Annotated in this window: 25 protein-coding genes; 18 read left to right on the top strand and 7 right to left on the bottom strand. The window is 48.8% G+C overall.

Translation table 11 applies throughout. The annotated features are described in order from the left end of the window. Window positions 1-18 precede the first annotated feature (18 nt). From IEV98_RS19530 to nadD, 4 genes are read left to right on the top strand one after another with little or no spacing between them, the layout of a single operon-like run. Entirely contained in the window at window positions 19-612 is a 594-nt protein-coding gene (locus IEV98_RS19530) for a CAP domain-containing protein (protein ID WP_188507723.1), read from the top strand. Between the two features lie 50 nt (window positions 613-662). Continuing rightward, entirely contained in the window at window positions 663-1,541 is an 879-nt protein-coding gene (locus IEV98_RS19525; protein ID WP_188507722.1) for a YicC/YloC family endoribonuclease, read from the top strand. 4 nt (window positions 1,542-1,545) lie between these two features. Continuing rightward, entirely contained in the window at window positions 1,546-2,124 is a 579-nt protein-coding gene (gene gmk, locus IEV98_RS19520; protein ID WP_188507721.1) for a guanylate kinase, read from the top strand. A 4-nt stretch (window positions 2,125-2,128) separates the two neighbouring features. Further along, window positions 2,129-2,707 carry a nicotinate (nicotinamide) nucleotide adenylyltransferase gene (gene nadD / locus IEV98_RS19515; RefSeq protein ID WP_188507720.1) on the top strand — a complete coding sequence of 193 codons (579 nt, stop codon included), beginning with the start codon at window positions 2,129-2,131 and terminating at the stop codon, window positions 2,705-2,707. Here the strand turns inward: nadD and IEV98_RS19510 are convergent, their stop codons facing one another. From IEV98_RS19510 to amaB, 4 genes are all read right to left on the bottom strand, one after another. Further along, window positions 2,708-3,475: an SDR family NAD(P)-dependent oxidoreductase gene (locus tag IEV98_RS19510; protein ID WP_188507719.1), complete on the bottom strand. Its 768-nt coding sequence runs from the start codon at window positions 3,473-3,475 to the stop codon at window positions 2,708-2,710. A gap of 29 nt (window positions 3,476-3,504) precedes the next feature. Next, entirely contained in the window at window positions 3,505-4,638 is a 1,134-nt protein-coding gene (locus IEV98_RS19505) for a BT3233 family polysaccharide utilization protein (protein ID WP_188507718.1), read from the bottom strand. A 16-nt stretch (window positions 4,639-4,654) separates the two neighbouring features. Next, complete coding sequence (gene kduI / locus IEV98_RS19500) at window positions 4,655-5,497, bottom strand: 5-dehydro-4-deoxy-D-glucuronate isomerase (protein WP_188507717.1); 843 nt, start codon at window positions 5,495-5,497, stop codon at window positions 4,655-4,657. Between the two features lie 145 nt (window positions 5,498-5,642). Then, entirely contained in the window at window positions 5,643-7,190 is a 1,548-nt protein-coding gene (gene amaB, locus IEV98_RS19495; RefSeq protein ID WP_188507716.1) for an L-piperidine-6-carboxylate dehydrogenase, read from the bottom strand. 339 nt (window positions 7,191-7,529) lie between these two features. On the opposite strand from amaB, the gene IEV98_RS19490 reads away from it, so the two are divergent. The 6 genes from IEV98_RS19490 to IEV98_RS19465 all read left to right on the top strand — a co-directional run bounded on the left by IEV98_RS19490 (window position 7,530) and on the right by IEV98_RS19465 (window position 13,056). Then, window positions 7,530-8,933 (top strand): tetratricopeptide repeat protein, encoded by a 1,404-nt coding sequence (locus IEV98_RS19490; RefSeq protein ID WP_188507715.1) that lies wholly within the window; start codon window positions 7,530-7,532, stop codon window positions 8,931-8,933. Between the two features lie 129 nt (window positions 8,934-9,062). Continuing rightward, a complete protein-coding gene (locus IEV98_RS19485; RefSeq protein ID WP_188507714.1) occupies window positions 9,063-9,818 on the top strand; it encodes a phosphosulfolactate synthase in 756 nt (251 codons plus the stop codon). A 2-nt stretch (window positions 9,819-9,820) separates the two neighbouring features. Continuing rightward, on the top strand, window positions 9,821-10,573 hold the full coding sequence (locus tag IEV98_RS19480) for a shikimate dehydrogenase family protein (protein WP_188507713.1): 753 nt from the start codon (window positions 9,821-9,823) through the stop codon (window positions 10,571-10,573). Then, a complete protein-coding gene (gldD, locus tag IEV98_RS19475; protein ID WP_188507712.1) occupies window positions 10,570-11,154 on the top strand; it encodes a gliding motility lipoprotein GldD in 585 nt (194 codons plus the stop codon). Before IEV98_RS19480 ends, gldD begins: the two co-directional genes overlap by 4 nt. A 36-nt stretch (window positions 11,155-11,190) precedes the next feature. Next, entirely contained in the window at window positions 11,191-11,832 is a 642-nt protein-coding gene (locus tag IEV98_RS19470) for an MBL fold metallo-hydrolase (protein WP_188507711.1), read from the top strand. Between the two features lie 3 nt (window positions 11,833-11,835). Continuing rightward, entirely contained in the window at window positions 11,836-13,056 is a 1,221-nt protein-coding gene (locus IEV98_RS19465) for an ABC transporter permease (RefSeq protein WP_188507710.1), read from the top strand. A 7-nt stretch (window positions 13,057-13,063) separates the two neighbouring features. On the opposite strand, the gene IEV98_RS19460 is transcribed toward IEV98_RS19465, so the two are convergent. Both IEV98_RS19460 and IEV98_RS19455 read right to left on the bottom strand, forming a co-directional pair. Then, the gene (locus tag IEV98_RS19460) at window positions 13,064-13,708 is read right to left on the bottom strand and encodes a hypothetical protein (protein WP_188507709.1); all 645 of its coding nucleotides are present in this window, start codon (window positions 13,706-13,708) and stop codon (window positions 13,064-13,066) included. Between the two features lie 69 nt (window positions 13,709-13,777). After that, window positions 13,778-14,062, bottom strand: coding sequence for a NifU family protein (locus IEV98_RS19455; RefSeq protein WP_188507708.1), 285 nt, complete (start codon window positions 14,060-14,062; stop codon window positions 13,778-13,780). A 190-nt stretch (window positions 14,063-14,252) separates the two neighbouring features. On the opposite strand from IEV98_RS19455, the gene IEV98_RS19450 reads away from it, so the two are divergent. From IEV98_RS19450 to coaBC, 3 genes are read left to right on the top strand one after another with little or no spacing between them, the layout of a single operon-like run. Beyond that, entirely contained in the window at window positions 14,253-15,143 is an 891-nt protein-coding gene (locus IEV98_RS19450) for an outer membrane protein assembly factor BamD (RefSeq protein WP_188507707.1), read from the top strand. A 20-nt stretch (window positions 15,144-15,163) separates the two neighbouring features. Continuing rightward, window positions 15,164-15,499, top strand: a complete 336-nt coding sequence (locus tag IEV98_RS19445) for a DNA-directed RNA polymerase subunit omega (protein WP_188507706.1) — start codon at window positions 15,164-15,166, stop codon at window positions 15,497-15,499. Continuing rightward, on the top strand, window positions 15,499-16,704 hold the full coding sequence (gene coaBC / locus IEV98_RS19440) for a bifunctional phosphopantothenoylcysteine decarboxylase/phosphopantothenate--cysteine ligase CoaBC (protein ID WP_188507705.1): 1,206 nt from the start codon (window positions 15,499-15,501) through the stop codon (window positions 16,702-16,704). Before IEV98_RS19445 ends, coaBC begins: the two co-directional genes overlap by 1 nt. On the opposite strand, the gene IEV98_RS19435 is transcribed toward coaBC, so the two are convergent. Next, window positions 16,682-17,728 (bottom strand): LacI family DNA-binding transcriptional regulator, encoded by a 1,047-nt coding sequence (locus tag IEV98_RS19435; protein WP_229738860.1) that lies wholly within the window; start codon window positions 17,726-17,728, stop codon window positions 16,682-16,684. The genes coaBC and IEV98_RS19435 overlap by 23 nt on opposite strands. A 100-nt stretch (window positions 17,729-17,828) precedes the next feature. Between IEV98_RS19435 and IEV98_RS19430 the strand changes: the two genes are divergently transcribed. The 5 genes from IEV98_RS19430 to IEV98_RS19410 all read left to right on the top strand — a co-directional run bounded on the left by IEV98_RS19430 (window position 17,829) and on the right by IEV98_RS19410 (window position 20,559). Further along, the gene (locus IEV98_RS19430; protein ID WP_188507704.1) at window positions 17,829-18,056 is read left to right on the top strand and encodes a signal peptidase; all 228 of its coding nucleotides are present in this window, start codon (window positions 17,829-17,831) and stop codon (window positions 18,054-18,056) included. Continuing rightward, entirely contained in the window at window positions 18,049-18,414 is a 366-nt protein-coding gene (locus tag IEV98_RS19425; protein WP_229738859.1) for a diacylglycerol kinase family protein, read from the top strand. Before IEV98_RS19430 ends, IEV98_RS19425 begins: the two co-directional genes overlap by 8 nt. Window position 18,415: 1 nt before the next feature. After that, a complete protein-coding gene (recO, locus tag IEV98_RS19420; RefSeq protein WP_188507702.1) occupies window positions 18,416-19,138 on the top strand; it encodes a DNA repair protein RecO in 723 nt (240 codons plus the stop codon). A 90-nt stretch (window positions 19,139-19,228) separates the two neighbouring features. Continuing rightward, window positions 19,229-19,459 (top strand): 4a-hydroxytetrahydrobiopterin dehydratase, encoded by a 231-nt coding sequence (locus IEV98_RS19415; RefSeq protein ID WP_188507701.1) that lies wholly within the window; start codon window positions 19,229-19,231, stop codon window positions 19,457-19,459. Beyond that, complete coding sequence (locus IEV98_RS19410; protein ID WP_188507700.1) at window positions 19,456-20,559, top strand: AI-2E family transporter; 1,104 nt, start codon at window positions 19,456-19,458, stop codon at window positions 20,557-20,559. The genes IEV98_RS19415 and IEV98_RS19410 overlap by 4 nt, the downstream gene beginning before the upstream one ends. Window positions 20,560-20,609 lie beyond the last annotated feature (50 nt).

Raw genomic sequence — 20,609 nt, 5'->3', positions numbered from 1 at the left:
TTGCCTGTAATCATAACAATGATTACAACAATAAGGATAGCGATATGTGCCGTTACTTTTTGGCTTTTCTCAGCCTTCTCGATTCCTACTCCAAATCGGCCGAAGATAGACCGCGGGGAAGCCAGGTCTGCCTTCTTAATACTCAATAAGATCCGGCAGAATCCACGTGCATATCAACGGGAGCTCCACCTAAATTCCCGCTCCCAAATATCCCATACTGCCTTAAGATGGAATGCTAAACTTGCCAGCGTAGCCGAGGCGAAGGCGATGGACATGGCGCGGCGTAATTATTTCGACCACACGGATCCGGATGGCCTTGGTCCGAATTACCACATCAGCCGCGCAGGTTATACCCTGAATCCCGACTGGCTCAAACGAAAGAATGCCAACAATTTCGAATCCATAGGTGCAAATCATTCTTCGGCTGTCAACGGGATAAAGGCAATGATTATCGGCAGGAACTCCCCGGGATTTGGTCATCGCAAGCATCTACTCGGTATGGACGAGTGGAATGCATCGCTGCAGGATATCGGTATCGGCTTCGTCCGCGCCCCTTCCGGCAGTACTTACCAATCCTATCTGTGCGTGATTATCGCGAAGCATGATTGGTAAGGAATGACCGTCCGATAGCAAAATTTGAGTAAATTTATCTAAGTTTGCGCATGATTAAATCCATGACCGGCTATGGCTTAGGTGCCAAAGACAACCAAAAGGTAAAATATACCGTCGAGATCAAATCTTTGAATTCCAAGTTCCTGGAACTCAACCTGCGACTGCCAAAAGCGTTTTCTGACAAGGAGCTCCTGCTAAGGGGCGAGTGCTCGAGGTTAATCGAACGGGGTAAAGTAAACATTACCGTAAGTGTGGAGTATGTTGACCAGACGGCCGCTGCAGCCACCATCAATGCAGAGTTACTCAAAAACTACTACCGCCAACTGGAAGCCATAGCGAAGGATCTGAAAACCGACAATAACGGCAACCTTTTTGAGCTTGCCCTCAACATGCCTGAAGTGGTCACACACAATGAAGATGAGGCCGATGAGGATGAGGCTGCGCTACTCCTAAGTGCATTCCAAGCGGCCGTCAAGCAACTCAACCAGTTCCGGGCCGACGAGGGCGAAGTGCTCAGGCAAGACCTTTCTTCACGTACCCAGGATATTTTGCGCTTACTTACCGAGGTAGAGTCGGTAGAAACCGACCGGATTCCGCTTATCCGTGATCGAATAAGCCATTACCTAAACGAAACGGTTGGCAAGGAAAATGTGGATAAAAACCGGTTTGAACAGGAACTCATATTCTATATCGATAAGTTGGACATCACGGAAGAAAAAGTACGCCTGCGCAGCCATTGCAATTACTTCCTCCAAGCCCTCGAAGCGGCCGATGCGAACGGGAAGAAGCTTGGTTTCATTTCTCAGGAAATGGGTAGAGAAATCAATACGTTGGGATCCAAAGCCAACCATGCCGGGATCCAGCAAGTGGTAGTGGGCATGAAGGAAGAACTGGAGAAAATCAAGGAGCAACTCCTGAACGTGCTGTAAGTCTATGGAAGGAAAACTCATCATATTTTCTGCACCGTCGGGTGCTGGTAAAACCACCATTGTAAAGTACCTGTTGGCTAAACATCCCGAAAAAATCTCCTTTTCGATATCTGCCAGTACACGTGTCCCGCGCGAAGGTGAAGTGAATGGGAAAGATTATTACTTCATATCCCAGGAAGAATTCCTGCACCGGATAGCAAAAAAAGAATTTATCGAGTTTGAAGAGGTCTATTCTGGAACGTTCTATGGTACGCTACGCTCCGAAGTGGAACGTATATGGGCTACCGGCAAGCACGTCATTTTCGATATCGACGTAGAGGGTGGGCTGCATTTGAAACGCAAATTTGGGGAGCAGGCTTTAGCGATTTTTGTACAGCCGCCATCATTGGAGGTGCTGGAGGAGCGCCTACGTGGGCGAGGTACGGATTCCGAAGAAAAGTTGCAGGAACGCATTACTAAGGCGCAAAAAGAACTTCAATATGCCGACCGGTTTGACGTTATCCTTAACAACGACGATCTCAACAAAGCTTGTGCAACGGCCGAGCAACTCATGGTAGACTTTCTGTCTGAAAAAAATAACTGACGCCATGCCCAAAACTGGATTGTTTTTCGGGTCATTCAATCCCATACATACCGGTCATCTGATCATTGCCAATTATATGGCAAATCACACCGACCTCGATGAGGTGTGGCTGGTGGTATCCCCTCATAATCCGTTGAAGAAAAAAGACACGATTATCAATATGTATGATCGGCTGGAGATGGCAAACCTGGCCCTCGAACATGCCGAAAACATCCGCAGTAGCACCATTGAGTTTTCCCTGCCGCAACCCTCATATACCATCGATACCCTCATCAACCTCCGCGAAAAACACCCTGAAAAACAATTTGTGCTCATTATGGGGTCCGACAACCTCGTCTCGCTGAAAAAGTGGAAGAATTACGAGATCATTTTACGCGACTACCAAATCCTCGTATATCCACGGCCAGATTATCCAGTGCCGCCCGAATTGGAAAACCATCCTGCCATAACGATAACCGATACCCCTTTGATGGAGTTTTCTTCTACCTTTATCCGCGACGCCGTGAAGAACGGAAAGAATATTCGCTATTTCGTGCCCGACAGTGTGCTGGCCTTTATCGAAAATAAAGGGTTATACCGGTAATCACCTTCCCATCCAGCCGCCGTCTACGGTCAGGGTGGTTCCATGCACATAGGCCGCAGCATCAGAGGCTAGGAATACCGCCGGCCCTTTGAAGTCCTTCGGCTCGCCCCAACGCCCGGCAGGAATGCGTTCTAAAATCGAACGACTCCGGTCTGCATCCGCACGTAGCGCCTCCGTATTGTCGGTGGAGATATAGCCCGGCGCAATCGCATTCACATTCACACCTTTGGATGCCCATTCATTGGCAAATGCCTTGGTGAGCTGACCAACCGCGCCTTTTGATGCTGCATATCCCGGCACGTTGATGCCGCCCTGGAACGTGAGCAGGGAAGCCGTGAATACGATCTTTCCGGATCCGCGGGCTACCATCTCCTTGCCGATCTCGCGCGTAAGGATAAATTGGGCATTCTGGTTGATCTCGATTACTTGATCCCAATAATCATCCGGGTGCTCCGCTGCAGGCTTACGCAATATGATTCCGGCATTGTTGAATAGGATATCGATGCGAGGGTGTGCCGCTTTTACCTGTTCGATAAATGCATACAATGCATTTCGATCGCCAAAATCAGCCTGATAGGCATGAAAGCGCCGTCCGGTGGCTTCCACTGCCTTGGAGACTTCGCTTCCCTGCAGTTCCAGCGAAGCCGAAACACCGATGATATCGGCGCCAGCAGCAGCCAACGCCTCGGCTATCGCCTTACCTATGCCGCGTTTGCAACCCGTAACCAGCGCGACTTTTCCCGTCAAATCGAATAAACTATTTGTCATTATACTGTCCTTACTCTTAAATCCGTCCGTTATTTTATTTCTATGTTTAACGGCGATGCGTGTCTTTCTTTAAACCCCCGTACATAAGCAAACCATGCTTCGGACGAGGTGATTTTACCGGCCTTGTTCCACGCTCCGCCATTGTAATAGGTAATGGGCTCGCCGTCAGTTGCTGTGAGTAATGCCAAATATTGGGTCGGCTGGTCGACGTAGTGATCGAACTGTCCGTCACTCAGCAACACACCCACACCCGTTATACCATACTCGCCCTGTTCAGGCTCCCAATAACCGAGTATCCCGCTGCCTTGTTCCTGGAGAAGCCGGCCTTCTCCGGCCCTGCGCGAGATACCAACAGCCACGGGAAGCGTTCCGTCTCCATCGATGGCGTACGTCACTTCCACCCGATTCAGCTGCGAGCCAGCATCCAAGGTGTATAACTTACTTACCGAGACCGTCTTTCCGTCAACATTCCACGGCTCGTAGTCCAGACGGAATGTCGTGCGTAGCGGGCCATTATCCAACACCTCGTGTACCCGGTAGTGCTTGGAGTAAATAACTTCCCCATCGTGGAAAGGTGCGATGTCCCCAGCGCCCAGCGTCATCCCGACCGAATAATAGTCCATACCTTCACCGTGATCGGTGTGGTAGTCGCCATGGGCGTACCATTTATCGACGACCAGGCCTGTGGTTCGTTTCGACCACAGGTCAATACCTTGCGCGTCATCTGGTCGACCTTCCAACGCCTTCCCATACATCCGGAAAGCAACCACGTCATTCTCCCATGCAAAGTCGTCATAGCGTTCAGGCACGTAGCGCGCATAGGCCTTTGAAACCGTGGGGTTGGGGGCTGATTTCTCAACCATCAGAACGGCATCACCTGAAGCAGGTACCGATACGTAGAGCAGGACGTTCTGCGGGGCAGAGGTCCCTTTGGTTTCCAACTGGTACGGAATCTCTGTACCGCTTGCCTCGTCTACAACCTTAAATACACTGTCCAACCCGAAAGCGTCCACAAACGCAGCATACGGAACTGCAACCAGCTCCTGTCGTTCGACACCCAGTGAATTGGTAATGACAATAGATTTGGATTGCTCGTCGTTACCACAGGCAACCGCCAGGATCGTCAATGGAAGCACGCAGCGTGTTGTTAAAAGCCGATTCATAGCCGTTTCTTATTCGTTATTTCAGTTCGGTAATCGCACAGCCATCCATATCACCATAATCCATATTTTCGCCAGCCATGCCCCAAATAAAGGTATAATTGCTCGTACCCGCGCCGGCATGCACCGACCACGGTGGGGAGATGACCGCTTGCTCATTCTGCATCCAGATGTGGCGCGTCTCCTGGGGCTGACCCATAAAGTGGCTCACCGACTGTCCTTCGGGCACCTCGAAATAAAAATAAACCTCCATACGGCGATCGTGTGTATGTGCAGGCATGGTATTCCAGACACTCCCGGCTTTCAGCTCCGTCATGCCCATCTGCAATTGGCAGGTATCCACTACACCGGCCACTAGTAATTTATTGATTACACGGTGGTTTGCGGTCTCCAGGCTACCCAGTTCCACGACTTCTGCGTCTGCTTTGGTCACCTTTTTGGTGGGATACGCGTGGTGCGCTGGCGCCGAACTGAGGTAGAACTTGGCCGGATTCGCGCGGTCATCACTGGAAAAAACGACTTCTTCGCTGCCCTTGCCTACATACAGCGCCTCCTTGAAACCCAGCGTATATACCGTTCCATCTACGGTTACTCGGCCATTGCCCCCTACATTGATGATACCCAGCTCGCGCCTTTCGAGAAAATAAGGCGCCTTCAACGCGTCAATGGTTTCTAGCCTCAACGGCTTGTCCACGGGTTTCGCTCCGCCGGCGATGTAACGGTCGTAATGGGTGTATACCAACTGGATCTCACCGTCAGTAAAAACCGTTTCAATCAGGAAATGCTGCCGCAGTGTCGTTGTATCCAAATGCTTGGTTTCCGTCGGCCCCAGCGCATAACGGGATTCGTAATGTATACTCATTCGTTTGTAAAGTTGATTGTTAGCATTTACTCCCGATTTGGCATCTACTTCAAAAGGGGAAAGGCTAAGGTAAGAACATTTTATCAATCATGCAAACGTTTACATTGGTGCTGGCGGCAAGTCACAGGAATAGCGGATTATATTCTTAAAAATCAAACTTAATCCCCTGCGCCAACGGTAACTTATCGGAATAATTGATGGTATTGGTTTGCCTGCGCATATAAGCCTTCCATGCATCCGATCCGGATTCACGGCCGCCGCCGGTTTCTTTCTCTCCACCGAATGCACCGCCGATTTCCGCTCCCGATGTACCGATGTTTACGTTGGCGATACCGCAATCAGATCCGCCGGCCGCGAGGAATTGCTCCGCCTCGCGAAGATTGAGCGTCATGATCGCTGAAGAAAGGCCCTGCGGCACATCATTCTGTATACGGATGGCCTCGTCCAATGAGCGGTATTTCATGATGTATAGAATGGGGGCGAAAGTTTCGGTCTGAATGATGGCCGCATCGGGCGGCACCTCGGCGATACATGGTCGGACATAGCACCCCGAACCGTATTCATCGCCTTCCAGTACACCGCCCTTCACGACGAAATTGCCCCCCTCTCGTTGGCATCTCGCAATGGCCGCTTCGTAATTCGCCACGGCGTCCCGATCGATTAATGGGCCTACATGATTGTGTTCGTCCAGCGGATTACCTATGCGTAACTGCTTATAGGCATTCACGAGTCGGGCTTTGAATTTCTCATACACCGCTTCGTGGATGATCAGTCGCCTAGTAGAGGTACAGCGTTGGCCAGCCGTACCTACCGCACCGAAGACCGCCGCGGGCAAGGCAATGTCGAGATCGGCGTGCTCGGAAATGATCATTGCATTGTTTCCCCCCAATTCCAGAATGGCTTTGCCCAATCGCGATGCCACGGCGGTAGAAACCGATTTACCCATCCGTGTAGAGCCGGTGGCCGATACCAGTGCAATCCGGTGATCATTAGCCAACCGTTCGCCCAGCGACTTCCCTCCATGCACCAAAGACGATATTCCTTCCGGTAGGTTGTTCTCGGCCAAAACACGCGCGATGATGGTTTGGCAGGCCGCCGCCGTAATCGGTGTCTTTTCCGACGGCTTCCATACACATACATTGCCACAAACCCACGCAATGGCTGCATTCCAGCTCCACACCGCCACAGGAAAATTGAATGCAGAGATAATACCTACTACGCCAAGCGGATGCCATTGCTCATACATCCGGTGGTTTGGTCGTTCGGACGGCATCGTGAGACCATAAAGCTGTCTACTCAATCCCACCGCAAAGTCGCAGATATCAATCATTTCCTGCACTTCGCCCAGGCCCTCTTGTAAACTTTTGCCCATTTCATAAGAAACCAGTGTGCCCAAATCTTGCTTCTGCTTGCGCAACGCCTCTCCGAACTGCCGCACTACTTCACCCCGCTGCGGAGCAGGGACGCTGCGCCAACTTGCAAAAGCGACCGTGGCCTCGGTCACCACTCGATCGTAATCTTCTGTAGCGGTTTGCTTCACCGACGTTATCCGCATCCCATCAACGGGCGATACGCTCTCGATGTTCACTTCCCCGCCAACCTTATCCGCCTCAGCTCCCGTGCTGCATGCCCGATGCCCAGCCTTTACCGATAGCCGCTCAAGTATCCCAGAAATGTCAATGTGGTGATTCATGCTTCAAGGGGTTCTTTGGTTCATCTGGTATCAAACGTCCAGTGTCCCAAAGGTACGCTTTTCGATTAGTATTGTGTATCTTTGCATCATTATTTGATACCAACATGGTAGATAACGGGCAAAAAATTAGATTAACGTTGTCGGAATCTGGCCGGATTATCTACAACGATTTATATTGCAATTGGTTGATTATCTATGGATTTCGGGCGGATTTTTTAAATTGTTGAAAACTTGTGTTGACAATATCATCCAACAAGTCCTATTTTGTTATCATCAAAACGTAGCTGTGATAAATGAGGGTGGAAGCCTAAGTGTTAGTTCTTAAAATTAGGAGTATAGATGGAAGACGATTTCGAATATGGGCCTGCCGAGGATCCTAAATTTTCGGTGGAACGTTACGAAGAAATGATTCGCAATAAGGATCAATACTTTTTTGATACGCAGGCTTTCGAAGGGATTATTGACTACTATATGGATAAGAATGATCCCATCAAAGCCCTTCAGGTAGTCGATTATGCCGTTAGTCAACACCCTTTTGCGGCCGTTTTTTACCTCAAACAGGCACAGCTCTTTGCGGTGACCAACCAGTTTGGCCGCGCGTTAGATGCGTTGGACAAAGCGGAGACCCTGGAGCCTTCAGAGGGTGACATATACCTCATCAAAGGCGGTATTTTGGGTAATTTGGAGCGCTACGACGAAGCTTTCCGTAGTCTCGACAAAGCACTGGAACTTGCTGAAAATCCAGACGATATTTATTTACAAATCGCCCTTTTACACCAAAACAAGGGTGATTACGAACAGGCTATCCACTACCTCAAACACTGCCTGGAACAAAACATGGAAAACCAGGATGCCCTATATGAGTTGGCTTTCTGCTACGATGTGCTAGACCAGCAGGATGAAAGCATCGGATTTTATAAGCAGTATATCGATAATGATCCCTATTCCTATGCTGGATGGTACAACCTGGGAAATGCTTACCATAAATTAAACCGTTACGAAGAGGCAATCGATGCGTACGACTATGCGATATTGATCAAGGATAATTTTGCCTCTGCCTATTTCAATAAGGGAAACGCCTTGGTAAACCTTGATAAATACAGCGAGGCCATTGAAGTATACCGGCAGACTTTTGAATATGAGCCGCCGGGAGCAGAGACTTACTGCGCCATAGGCGAATGCTACGAGAAGCTGGAACAAATGGACGAGGCAAGGTCCTATTACAAAAAGGCGGTCAAAATCGATGTAACGCTGGCGGATGCTTGGTTTGGAATCGGTGTCACGCTAGACTATGAAGAGCGGTATTTCGAGTCGTTGCACTTTTATAAAAAAGCACTCGACCTCGAACAGGACAACCCCGACTATTGGTTTGCCATCGCCGATGCGCGGTATAAACTCAAGCAGCTGGATGAGGCAGAACTGGCTTATGAAAAAGTCGTGGAGCTCAATCCCGTTGACCTAGAGGCATGGCTTGATTATTCCTCTATTTTGTACGAACGCGCCAAGCTGGACAAGGCTATTGAAACCATCGCCGAGGCGATCAAAAACAATCCCGACGGAGCGGAATTATATTACCGCATGGTCGCTTATCTGATCGCCGCAGGAAAATACAACGAGGCATTGAACTACCTCGAGCTGGGGCTTGCCGCGGACCCTCGGAAGCATTCCGTATTATTTGAATACCTGCCGCAACTGCGGGATAACAAAGCGATTACTGAGGTTATCAAGAAGTATATGCCCTAATCCGCACCCCCGCAAGTGTGAACACTCAGCAGGGCGCATTGGGCCATGATTTCAGAAATTTTTCAGATTTTATCCGCTTTTTTGCCCATAATATTCCATTTTAGCCGGACAACAACAATTAGTAAATAGATGAATTTTCAGCTGAATAATGTTCCTTCACGAACGCAAAAGCCAAGAAATAATGGGTTAACTATGGTCATGGACAAGGGGTTAAGCGTAAGGCAAGCAGAAGACCTCGTGGCTGTGGGCGCCGAATACATTGATTTCGTGAAATTGGGGTGGACCACCGCCTATATCATCCCCAAGTTGGAAGAGAAACTGGCTGTTTATCACGAAGCAGGTGTCCACCCGTATTTTGGCGGTACCTTGTTCGAAGCTTTTGTGGTACGGGATCAATTCGACGATTTTCTCCGGGTGATCGAAAAATACAAACTCGAGTACGCCGAAATATCGGATGGCTCCATCACGTTACCCCATGAAGAAAAATGCGAATATATCGCCAAACTATCGCAACATGTAACCGTGATTTCCGAGGTGGGGTCCAAGGACAACACCAAGATAATGGCTCCTTACAAATGGATCTCGCTCATGAAAGCTGAATTGGAGGCTGGATCGTGGCGACTGATTGCGGAGTCACGCGAAAGTGGCAACGTGGGGCTCTACCGCGAATCTGGCGAAGTAAGGCAGGGACTGGTCGACGAAATCCTCAACGAAATCCCCAACGAGAAAATTATCTGGGAGGCCCCCCTTAAATCGCAACAAGTATATTTCATCAATCTGGTGGGAGCCAACGTCAACCTGGGCAACATCAATACCAACGAAATCATTGCGTTGGAAACCACTCGCATGGGCTTGCGCGGCGACACCTTTCACAATTTTATCTGACCATGAAGAAATTTGGGTTGATCGGTTTTCCGCTGGCACATTCCTTTTCAAAGAAATACTACGATGCCAAAATCGACCGGCAGCAGATTACCGGGGTAAACTACGAATTATATGCCATCCCCTCCATTGCGGACTTTCCACGGTTGATTGCCGACAACCCCCTGTTGATGGGGGTTAACGTGACTATCCCATACAAGATTGCCGTCATGGATTTCCTCGATTCTCTGTCTGCCGAGGCCGAAGCCATTGCTGCGGTTAATTGCATTCGTATCGATCGACCAACCAACGGAGAACCTCGGTTGACGGGGTACAACACCGATGTGTACGGTTTCGCGGAATCGTTGAAGCCACTCCTCCGGCCAGAACATGATACGGCTCTTGTGCTTGGCAATGGCGGGGCGGCAAAAGCCGTTACTTTTGCGCTTACCCAGTTGGGAATCGCCCACTCAATCGTATCGCGGTCGGCAGGGAAAGGACAGTATACCTACACACAATTGGACGCGGGTATCATCGAAGGCCATCCGCTCATCATCAATACTACCCCCCTGGGTACCTATCCGGCAGTAATAGACTGCCCCGATATACCCTATGATTACCTCAGCGAGCGCCACCTCCTTTACGACCTCGTCTATAACCCTACCAAGACCGAATTTCTGAAGCGGGGACAGGCAAAAGGAGCCCTCGTTAAAAACGGTCTTGAAATGCTGGAGCTACAGGCGGAGCGCAACTGGGAAATTTGGACGGCTACCAAATGAGGTGCTTCAAACAATTGTCCCTATTCAGTTTGGTCCTCACGTTCGGCGTATGGGGATGCACACAACACTACTCACCAAAACCTCGGGGTTATTTCCGTGTTGTACTTCCCGAAAAAGAATACGACACCTTGTCCTCGGGCTGCCCCTTCGTGTTTGACGTTCCCGCCTATGCACAGCAGGAGCCCGACCGTTCAGCCGAAGCCCAACCGTGTTGGATGGATATCAATTTTCCGCAATTCAATGCCAGAATCCACCTGAGTTATATGCCGGTTTCGGGTCGCGACAACTTTAATGAATTGGTAGAAGATGCCCGCACATTTGCGTTCAACCACACGGTTAGGGCTACGGCCATCGATCAACAGCGAATCAGCCGTCCGGATGCCGATGTATATGGACTGAAATATGACATTAAGGGGAATACGGCCTCAAATATTCAGTTTTTTGTGACCGATAGCACCCGTCATTACCTGCGGGGCGCATTGTACTTCCACGAAAAGCCTCGACTGGATTCGATACAGCCCGTGCTGGATTTCATAAAGGCTGATATCGATACGCTTATTCAATCCATACGCTGGAAATAAAGTGGTTCCAAACTAAAAACCGTTACCTTTGCGACTATGATCCATATCAAATCGTTCGTCTGCAATCCGTATCAGGAAAACACCTATTTGTTATACGACGATACCGGTTCCGCGGCGATCATAGACCCTGGAATGTACGGCCCATATGAAGAACAGCAACTAAGCGATTTCATTCGTGCAGAAGGCCTAACGCCGGAGTTGCTGCTCAACACCCATTGCCACATCGACCACGTGCTTGGCAACCGGTATTGTTACGACCAATACGGCTTACTGCCGCAATTCCATGAGGGCGAGCTTCCGCTCCTTATGGAAGTCCAAAACTATGCGCCTCAAATGGGGATACGCTACGACGTATCGCCTATTGCCGAGACATTCCTTCCGTCTTCCGGCACAGTCTCCTTAGGCCAGCATGGCCTGGAACTTATCTTTGCTCCGGGCCATTCCCCGGCTCACCTGTGCTTCTATAGCCGAGATGCGAATTTCCTGATCGGCGGCGATGTGCTTTTCAAGGGGAGCATTGGCCGTACGGATTTACCCGGGGGCAATCACCAGCAACTGCTGGATAGCATTGCTTATAAGCTCTATTTGCTACCAGCGGAAACCGTCGTTTACCCTGGCCACGGACCGCAGACAACCATCGGTCATGAAAAAAACACCAATCCGTTTATAAGGGGGTAGCCTATGAACATTGCTTTGTACTTCGCCAAACGCTACCTTTTTTCCAAGAAGACCGTCAATGCCGTCAATATCATTTCAGGCATCAGCGTGCTTGGTGTCTTGGTTAGCAGCGCGTCACTCATCATTATCTTGTCGTTTTATAATGGTCTGGAAAACCTGATATTTTCGATGTACAGTGCATTCACTCCCGAGCTCCGCATAGAGCCCGCAAAAGGCAAAGGCTTTTTGTCGGATTCGACTACGGCGCTGGCCCTGAAGAAGCATCCCGCCGTTACCTCATACCGCGAGGTACTGCAGGAGCGGGTATTACTGCGTTATGGAGATGCCCAGTATATTGCGACAATCAAAGGCATTACCATTGCCGATGCGCTGCCGCAATCGATGGATACCTTGCTCCAGGACGGTCATTTTGCGTTACACTATGGGGACACCGATTATGCGGTAATCGGTGCACGTGTACAGGGAACATTGGGTATTTCGATAAACGATGGTTCGCGTATGATTGAGGTCTTCTCTCCTCGCAAAGGGGTAACGGGAAGCATCAATCCGGCCGAAGAGTTCACCATGCGTTCCATACGGCCTGCGGGCGTGTTGGAATACCAACAGGAGTTTGACGACCTGCTCATCGTGCCCATGGATTTTGCGCGGGAAGTCCTGGGCGAATTTGAAGAGGTATCCGCCATAGAAATCAACCTCGCGCAGGGTAGCAACGTAGCTGTCGTACAGCGCGAGCTTTCTGCACGACTAGGCGATGCTTACATCGTAAAAACCCGTGAACAACAGAATCCCACGCTGTATAAAATTGTTCGTACAGAGAAATGGGCGGTGTTTTTCATCATTGCGTTTACTGGAATCATTGCGCTTTTCAATATCGTAGGATCACTTACAATGCTCGTCATTGACAAGAAGAAAGACATCTCGGTATTGATGGGTCTAGGCGCAAACGATGGCCTTATACGGCGGATTTTCTTTTACGAGGGCTTGTTGATCTCACTGATAGGGTGTTTCGCCGGGCTGATTCTGGGTCTCCTTTTCTGTGTTTCCCAACAGTATTTCGGTTGGATCCGTTTCGGCGAAGGCGAAAACCTGGTGACCGACGTCTATCCGGTGGACATCCGGTTAAGCGACTTTGTGCTGGTTTTCCTGACTGTTTTTGCAATTTCTACAGTCATTTCACTGGTATCATCGCGACTCAGCGTCAAGCAGACCGCGCGCTTGTCTTAATTGAGCGTCACCTGCCCCGCTGTCGGCTCTTAGTCCCCTCTGTAATCTGTCTGATCAGGTTACCCCAAGCGAATGGGCTTAACAAGGGATTGGCCATGCGCTGATTCACGGCTTGGTTGCTTAGGCTGATATGGTTTTGCGTGGCGCTGAAGCTCTGGATCTCCTCCGCGCTGCGGGGCGTCACGGCGGCCAGTGCAGCCAACGATTCAGGCGAAAGGTTCCGTTTCGCCACAACGATGTCATCATCTGCGATCTCGAGCGACATGAACGCCATATTGAATTCGTCGATACTGGCCCAAGGATAAGGCGTTACCATAGGCAGCTCCTTGATTTCCGCAGTCATGTCTACCATCGCAGTGTACTTATCTTCCCTGACCCTTGGAATAACGACACGGGTAGATCGGTAGCCAACGGACGTAAAAAGGACCGTGTCGCCCTCATGCGCCACGAATGAAAAGTACCCCTGATGATTGGCCGTAACGGTGTAGTTTTCGAATGAAAGGTTGGTAACCGTTACATAAGGTACGATCACATTGGTATCCGCGTTGTGGATGACGCCACTGAACTGCACGAGCTTTTTCTGCTGCGCCAACGATGACACGACCATCCCAATGGTAAACAAAAAAACCAATATGTTGCGGATTGTCCCCATAATTATTCAACAAAACTACACATTCGGAAGTTCTTCATCCCGTTAAATAATGTTAAATCCCCCGGATGCCTACCCGTTCATTCTCGGAATGGGCATTGTCGCGCTCGGATCATCCATATCGGTAATATTGATGGCCTCAACGGCTGTGATTTCCGGAACGGCTTTCTTGATGGCTTGCTCCAAGCCCGCTTTGAATGTCATGATGCTCATGGCGCACGAAGCACAGGAACCCAAGAGCTTTAGTCTCACCACGTTTTCTGCCGTAATCTCTTCAATACTCACATTACCACCGTCTGTCTCGAGATATGGCCGGATAGACTCCAAAGCCTGTTCTACTCTTTCCCGTATTTCCATAACCTTATGATTATTACAAAGCTGTAAAGATACGGATATTTTCTTAATTTATCATAAATGGCGTGTCTCTCAAAACGGCTCTACAATCTGTTAAACTCTGTTAAACCACTTGGCCATCCGTCATTTTCGCCCTATCTTGCACCATAAAAATTTAATTGACAGGTATTTTAAATTCACTTATCTTTGCAGAATGTTTATAAACAGGCGAATAGCGGCATGGGTTGCCGGGTTGTTTTTGGTCGTGATGGTTGTCGGGTGTAAGAGCAAGTTTGAAAAGTTACGAGCCAGCAATAACATCGCTCAGAAATATCAGGAAGCGTTAAAGTATTACAACAAGAAAAAATACAGCAAAGCACTGATTCTATTCGATGATCTGATGGTGAAATACCGCGGCCAGTCAGAAGCGGAAGACCTGTATTATTATACGGCATATACCAACTACAACCTCCGCGACTATACCACGGCGCGGTTCCATTTCAAGCAATTTACGGATACCTATCCAAACAGTGCCCGTGCCGAGGAGTGCCGTTATATGGGTGCATATTGCTATTTTCTCGAATCGCCCAAAGCCGGGCTTGATCAGGAATATACCTATCGGGCAATCGAAGCACTCCAACTATTTATTAACCTTTATCCCGATAGCGAGCGCGCCAAAGAAGCCTCGGGCCTTATCCAACAGCTTCGGGATAAATTGGAAGCCAAGGCGTTTGCCAATGCCAAGCTCTATCTGGATATGGGGCTACAGGACGACTACAGGGCGGCGGTGATTGCCTTCGACAATGTGTTGCGTGAATTTCCAGACACGAAATACGCCGAAGAAATGGAGTTCCTTAGTATAAAAGCGCAATACCTGTACGCCAACCAAAGCCACCCGAGAAGGCAGGAGGAACGTTTCAGCGAGGTCTTGGATTTATATGCTAATTTTATTGTCGACTATCCGGAAAGCAAATTTCGCAAAGAGGCAGACCAGCTTAATAAAGATGCTGAAAAGGGCGTTGAGCAAGCAACAAAATACATGGCCCAGGTTGCTGCAGCAACCGCCGCACAAACTGCTGAGAAAGCCGAAGAACCAACAAATTGAAGGAATAGATTTCAAAAGATATGAGTACTCAAATAAACAAAACCACCCCAAATACGACGATAACCCGTGATTTGAGGGACTTGGATAAGAAAACGGACAACCTCTATGAGTCCATCGTGATTATCAGCAAACGGGCTAACCAAATCGCTGTAGATGTAAAAGAAGAACTGAATGGCAAGTTGGCTGAGTTTGCAACGACCAACGATAATTTGGAAGAAGTGTTTGAAAACCGCGAGCAAATCGAGATTTCCAAACATTACGAACGCCTGCCCAAGCCCAGTTTGGTATCCATAGACGAGTTCCTACACGATAAGGTATACTTCAGAAACCCAACGAAGGAAAAAGACGGCGAATAGTGGGCATTCGGGGAAAGCATGTGCTTTTGGGCGTCTGCGGTGGCATCGCTGCCTATAAATCGGCCCATTTGACCCGCCTGTTGGTCAAAGCGGGAGCGAAGGTACAGGTTGTCATGACCCCCGATGCAAAAAACTTCATTACACCCCTCACGCTTTCCACGCTCTCGGGCAATCCGGTACGGGTTGACTATTTCGATCCGGCTTCTGGCGAATGGAACAATCACGTACACCTCGCACTGGCGGCTGATGCTATCGTTGTAGCGCCGGCAAGTGCAAATACCTTGGCTAAATTTTCACATGGCCTATGCGATAATTTGCTCTGTGCGGTATATCTTTCCGCCAAGTCGCCGGTTTTTCTCGCTCCCGCCATGGATTTGGATATGTGGAAACACGAGAGTACACAATCTAATATCGCCCGGCTCAAATCATTTGGCAACCACATCATTCCACCGGGCGATGGGGAGCTGGCGAGTGGGCTGACGGGAACGGGCCGGCTTGCTGAACCCGAAGAAATACTTGCTGTGCTCCATACTTTTTTTTCCACGGCGCTCCCCTTGTCAGGGAAGAGGGCCTTGGTCACAGCCGGCCCTACGTATGAGGCCATTGATCCGGTACGGTATATCGGCAATCACTCCAGTGGTAAGATGGGATATGCCATTGCATCTCGCCTGGCCGACTTGGGAGCCGATGTGACCTTAGTGAGTGGACCCACCGTATTATCCACGCCTGCTGGTGTAAAAAGCGTTTCTGTTACCTCTGCAGCCGAAATGCTCGATGCTTGCCTAGCGAACTTTGCCGAGACGGACATCACAGTGATGAGCGCAGCTGTGGCCGACTACAAACCGAAAGTTGCTGCCGAACGAAAAATCAAGAAAAACGAGGGACAGGGCTTTACAATCGAGCTCGTTAAGACCACCGATATCCTAACCACGTTAGGCCAACGAAAACGCGCGGAGCAAATCCTCGTCGGCTTTGCGCTGGAAACGCATGACGAACAGATCCATGCCGTCGAAAAACTTCAGAAAAAGAACCTCGATTTCATCGTGCTGAATTCCATGCGCGATGAAGGTGCAGGATTTGCTGGAGATACGAATAAAATCACCATCATTGATCAAAAAAGAAATATCGAATCGTTCGAGCTGAAATCCAAAGCAGAAGTTGCAAGAGATATTTGTACGCGTATTATCGCTTTGGTTCAATCCTAGTTCGGCTAGATTCGCGAATATCCAACTGTACCGGCAGCATCACTGTTTCATATTCTTCCGGCTCTTCCTTTCCAACGATCAAAGCAATAAGTTTCTCCGCAGCCTTCCTACCAATTTCAAAAGCCGGCTGATATACGGTAGAAAGCGGGGGAGTAAGTATATCGGCCAGTTCCGTATTGCTGAATCCAATAAGTGCAATGTCTTGAGGAATTTGGTAGCCGAGCTGGTGCATAACACTCAGGCTGTGGGTAGACAACTGATCAGTGGTTGTAAAAAGGGCCTCGGGAGGCGTCGGTAGTTCCAAAAGTGATCGGATGTTTGTACTGACGCAGTCTTTTAGCGTGTCCCTGCTTGATGGATTACATAAGCGGACATACTCCTCCCGATAAGGAATGTGGTTTGCGCGCAGCGCATCCTGATATCCTTTGCCCCGTAATGATGCAAAATGGATATCGGGGCCAATATTGAGCATGGCAATACGCATATACCCGTTGGCGATCAGGTGTTGTGTAGCCAAAAAAGCGCCCTCACGGTTATCGACGCCGACCTGATAGGAGTCAAAGCGTTCACTGATCCTGTCAAATAGCACGGTTGGCATCCCTATGGCCCGCAGGCCAACAATATGATCCAGATTGATGGTCTCAGCAGCGGGCGATATCAAGATCCCTTCCACACCACGTGCTTCCAACTGCTTAAGGCACGATTTTTCCTGAGCCAACGATTCTTTGCTCTGCATGATAATGATATCGTATCCTGCCGCTGTACAGGCACCGTCGATTCCATCGAGCATACGGGAAACAAAACTATTGTCGATGGAACAGACCACTACGCCTATGGAACCACTTTTGCCCTCTTTCAAGCTTTTAGCCATACGATTGGGTAGGTAATGGTTTGCCCGCGCGTAGTTCATTACCCGCTTCTTGGTTTCGTAGCCAATTTCATAACTATCACGCAACGCCTTGGATACCGTCGAAACAGACAAATCCAACGCATTGGCAATATCACGTAGTGTCATATTAGGCATGTTGCGGGATAAAATAAATGCATAAAGATAAGTATTCCTGATGTAAATAGCATCATGGGCAAAAACGTTATCTTTGTTGTGTACATCACCAACATGGATTATGAATAAATATCTACTCCGAGGGCTCATTGGCATTATAGTGGGGTTAGCCTGTTGCATAATTGGCCTTTTCCTCATGGGTCAGGATCGCCCCCTCTATAAATGGGCAATGGTGGTTGGAGTCATCGTATTCGGCATGGGTTTTTTGACAACCCTATATAGCCTTATCCGGAAAATCGAGCGTCGTAGCCTCTTGGATGAACGAAAAGAGCAACAAAAAAATGAGTAATTCACGCCAAAATCCATTCCTCCCTGCACTTAACGGGATTTTCACCACTTTCCGCGGTGAACGGAATTTCAGGATACATGTTGTCGCGGCCCTAGCGGTTGTTGGTTTGGCAACTTGGCTAAACGTGACCTACACAGAGTGGCGCTGGATAATCGGATGTATCGCTATTGTATTGATTACTGAGTTATTGAACACGGCTGTTGAAGCCCTGGTGGATCTCGTGTCGCCCGATTACCATCCACTAGCCAAAAAGGCCAAAGATGCCGCCGCAGGAGCGGTTTTGATTGCCGCGGTTTTTTCTGCTATTATTGGCTGCGTGATTTTTTGTCCAAAATTATGGTCGTTGTTTTTCGGATAACATGTTGCATAAAACCCGCGGTATTGTGTTGAAATCTACCAACTACTCGGAAAGCAGTGTAGTAGCCCAGATTTTCACCGAAAAGTTCGGCTTGCAGTCCTATATTATCAATGGCGCCCGTAGACCGAAAGCAAAAATCGGCGTAACGATCTTACAGCCGCTGCATTTGCTCGATATGGTGGTATATCACCGTGAAAACACTTCTTTACAGCGGATTTCCGAGGCGCGGCAGCAGCCTCCCTTCCAAACCATACCCTATGACATCGCTAAAAGCGCTGTTCTGCTATTTCTAAACGAAATACTTTACAAATGCCTCCGTCAGCAATCGACCGACGAACCCTTATTCGATTACGTATTCAATGCCGTATCGTGGTTAGATTCCTTGGAAAAAATGCCGCCCAATTTTCACCTCCTCTTCCTGCTCAAGCTATCCCGCTACTTGGGGTTTCACCCCGCTTTGCCCAAAAGCAGCCAAACGTTCTTTGATTTGAAAGACGGTGTTTTCTGTAGCAGCCTGCCAGCACACGCCCTGGTTTTGCAAGAGCCACACACCTCGCAGCTGGCCGCTTTGCTGGCTTGTTCTTTCGATCGTTTGGGGTCGCTGCAAATCTCGCTGGCAGATCGACGTTTCCTCCTCGAAAAACTCATTGATTTCTATCGATTTCACGTAGAAAACATGGGCGAAATAAAATCACATGGGGTGCTGGAAGAGGTGCTCGGCTGAGCTGTATTCCGAGCAAACAAAAACAACGATTCTTTGTTTTATTAGACATATGTTTCATAAATTTCGTGACAACCAAAATTTCCTATACTGATGTGGCAAGAAGAGAATAATACGCTCTACAGATCATTTAACTTTAATGATTTTTCCGAGGCTTTCGCCTTCATGCTTCGGGTCGCTTTATTGGCTGAACAGCAGAACCACCACCCCACCTGGACCAACACATGGAACAAAGTGGAAATCTGGTTATCCACACACGATGCAGGCAATATCGTGACTGAAAAAGACCGAAAGCTTGCCCGCGAGATAGACCGTCTACTATGATGCAAACAGGAAGCAACCCGATCGCTCGGTTCAACCAAGTTTTGCTATTCATCGTGTTGGCTTTCAGTATCCTTTACTTCGCAAAACCTTTCCTAATTCCATTGGCCATCAGTGGGCTGATCGCTATGCTTTTGGTGCCTGTCTGCCGTCGATTAGAACGCAAGAAAATACCTCGGGGGTTGGCATCGACACTCTGTGCATTTTTCACCTTGGTCCTGCTGTTGGGGGTCTTTTACCTGCTGATCAACCAAGTAATTGCCTTGGCAAAGGATATGCCGGTAATTGATGAGAAACTAAATGATTTGCTCAACTCGGGTCACGCCTTCATTTCCGAGCATTTTCAGTTACCGGTTGACAAGCAGAAGGAATATCTGCAGCGGCAAATAGACGCCTTTTCTAACCTCACCGGAAAATTCGTAGGCGATATTTTCCGATCGGTACTTTCATTCTTAGTCCATCTATTGATCATTACGGCCTATACCGTCCTCTTGCTTATCTATCGCGGACGGATAAAAGGTTTTGTGCTCGCCCTTGTTGTTTACTATGCCGGTAAGGCCAACCTGGAAGAAGCGCGAGGGGTTGTCGATAAAACCACGGATGTAGCCAGCGCATACCTTGCGGGTGTATGCATCGTGGCCCTGATTTTTTCGGTCGTCAATACCATTGGTCTTACGATTATCGGTATCGAAAACGCGTTGTTTTTCGGGGTAATGGTTGCCTTTATTAACATCATTCCCTATATCGGATCGGTAGCGGGAAGTTCCATTGTAGTCCTATATACGCTCATCACACGTGATACGTTAGTGACCCCCATCATTGTTGCCGTATTCTTTATTGTTATGCAGCAAATAGACAGTTATATCCTTACGCCAAAAATCACGGGCAGCAAGGTTCAATTGAATGCGCTGTTTACAATTATGACCCTGCTCTTGGGTAGTTTAGTTTGGGGTGTCGCAGGCATGATTCTCTTTATACCATTTTTAGGCGCGGCAAAAGTCATTTTTGACCATGTTGACTCCCTTAAACCTTATGGAAACCTCATCGGAGATCGAGACGTGCCAAAAAAACCGCCTCGAAAACATCGAGACGGCGGGGTATGATTATTTTTGTTATTTTAGCACTTGATGTACTTGTCTGGCGCATTGTTTAC

The organism is Parapedobacter pyrenivorans (assembly GCF_014636865.1).
In the GTDB taxonomy this organism is placed as follows: Bacteria; Bacteroidota; Bacteroidia; order Sphingobacteriales; family Sphingobacteriaceae; genus Parapedobacter; species Parapedobacter pyrenivorans.
The sequence above is the reverse complement of the archived record's forward strand: the minus strand, read 5'-3'. Positions and strand labels throughout refer to the sequence as shown.

Coding starts and splice junctions, on each gene's coding strand:
- IEV98_RS19460 (WP_188507709.1), bottom strand. CDS start 13,708: ATGGGGACAATCCGCAACATATTGGTTTTTTTGTTTACCATTGGGATG.
- IEV98_RS19465 (WP_188507710.1), top strand. CDS start 11,836: ATGAACATTGCTTTGTACTTCGCCAAACGCTACCTTTTTTCCAAGAAG.
- gldD (WP_188507712.1), top strand. CDS start 10,570: ATGAGGTGCTTCAAACAATTGTCCCTATTCAGTTTGGTCCTCACGTTC.
- IEV98_RS19450 (WP_188507707.1), top strand. CDS start 14,253: ATGTTTATAAACAGGCGAATAGCGGCATGGGTTGCCGGGTTGTTTTTG.
- IEV98_RS19485 (WP_188507714.1), top strand. CDS start 9,063: ATGAATTTTCAGCTGAATAATGTTCCTTCACGAACGCAAAAGCCAAGA.
- IEV98_RS19415 (WP_188507701.1), top strand. CDS start 19,229: ATGTGGCAAGAAGAGAATAATACGCTCTACAGATCATTTAACTTTAAT.
- IEV98_RS19425 (WP_229738859.1), top strand. CDS start 18,049: ATGAGTAATTCACGCCAAAATCCATTCCTCCCTGCACTTAACGGGATT.
- IEV98_RS19505 (WP_188507718.1), bottom strand. CDS start 4,638: ATGAATCGGCTTTTAACAACACGCTGCGTGCTTCCATTGACGATCCTG.
- nadD (WP_188507720.1), top strand. CDS start 2,129: ATGCCCAAAACTGGATTGTTTTTCGGGTCATTCAATCCCATACATACC.
- IEV98_RS19530 (WP_188507723.1), top strand. CDS start 19: ATGATTACAACAATAAGGATAGCGATATGTGCCGTTACTTTTTGGCTT.
- IEV98_RS19470 (WP_188507711.1), top strand. CDS start 11,191: ATGATCCATATCAAATCGTTCGTCTGCAATCCGTATCAGGAAAACACC.
- IEV98_RS19525 (WP_188507722.1), top strand. CDS start 663: ATGATTAAATCCATGACCGGCTATGGCTTAGGTGCCAAAGACAACCAA.
- IEV98_RS19510 (WP_188507719.1), bottom strand. CDS start 3,475: ATGACAAATAGTTTATTCGATTTGACGGGAAAAGTCGCGCTGGTTACG.
- IEV98_RS19445 (WP_188507706.1), top strand. CDS start 15,164: ATGAGTACTCAAATAAACAAAACCACCCCAAATACGACGATAACCCGT.
- IEV98_RS19435 (WP_229738860.1), bottom strand. CDS start 17,728: ATGCCTAATATGACACTACGTGATATTGCCAATGCGTTGGATTTGTCT.
- amaB (WP_188507716.1), bottom strand. CDS start 7,190: ATGAATCACCACATTGACATTTCTGGGATACTTGAGCGGCTATCGGTA.
- recO (WP_188507702.1), top strand. CDS start 18,416: ATGTTGCATAAAACCCGCGGTATTGTGTTGAAATCTACCAACTACTCG.
- IEV98_RS19455 (WP_188507708.1), bottom strand. CDS start 14,062: ATGGAAATACGGGAAAGAGTAGAACAGGCTTTGGAGTCTATCCGGCCA.
- kduI (WP_188507717.1), bottom strand. CDS start 5,497: ATGAGTATACATTACGAATCCCGTTATGCGCTGGGGCCGACGGAAACC.
- IEV98_RS19410 (WP_188507700.1), top strand. CDS start 19,456: ATGATGCAAACAGGAAGCAACCCGATCGCTCGGTTCAACCAAGTTTTG.
- IEV98_RS19430 (WP_188507704.1), top strand. CDS start 17,829: ATGAATAAATATCTACTCCGAGGGCTCATTGGCATTATAGTGGGGTTA.
- IEV98_RS19480 (WP_188507713.1), top strand. CDS start 9,821: ATGAAGAAATTTGGGTTGATCGGTTTTCCGCTGGCACATTCCTTTTCA.
- IEV98_RS19490 (WP_188507715.1), top strand. CDS start 7,530: ATGGAAGACGATTTCGAATATGGGCCTGCCGAGGATCCTAAATTTTCG.
- gmk (WP_188507721.1), top strand. CDS start 1,546: ATGGAAGGAAAACTCATCATATTTTCTGCACCGTCGGGTGCTGGTAAA.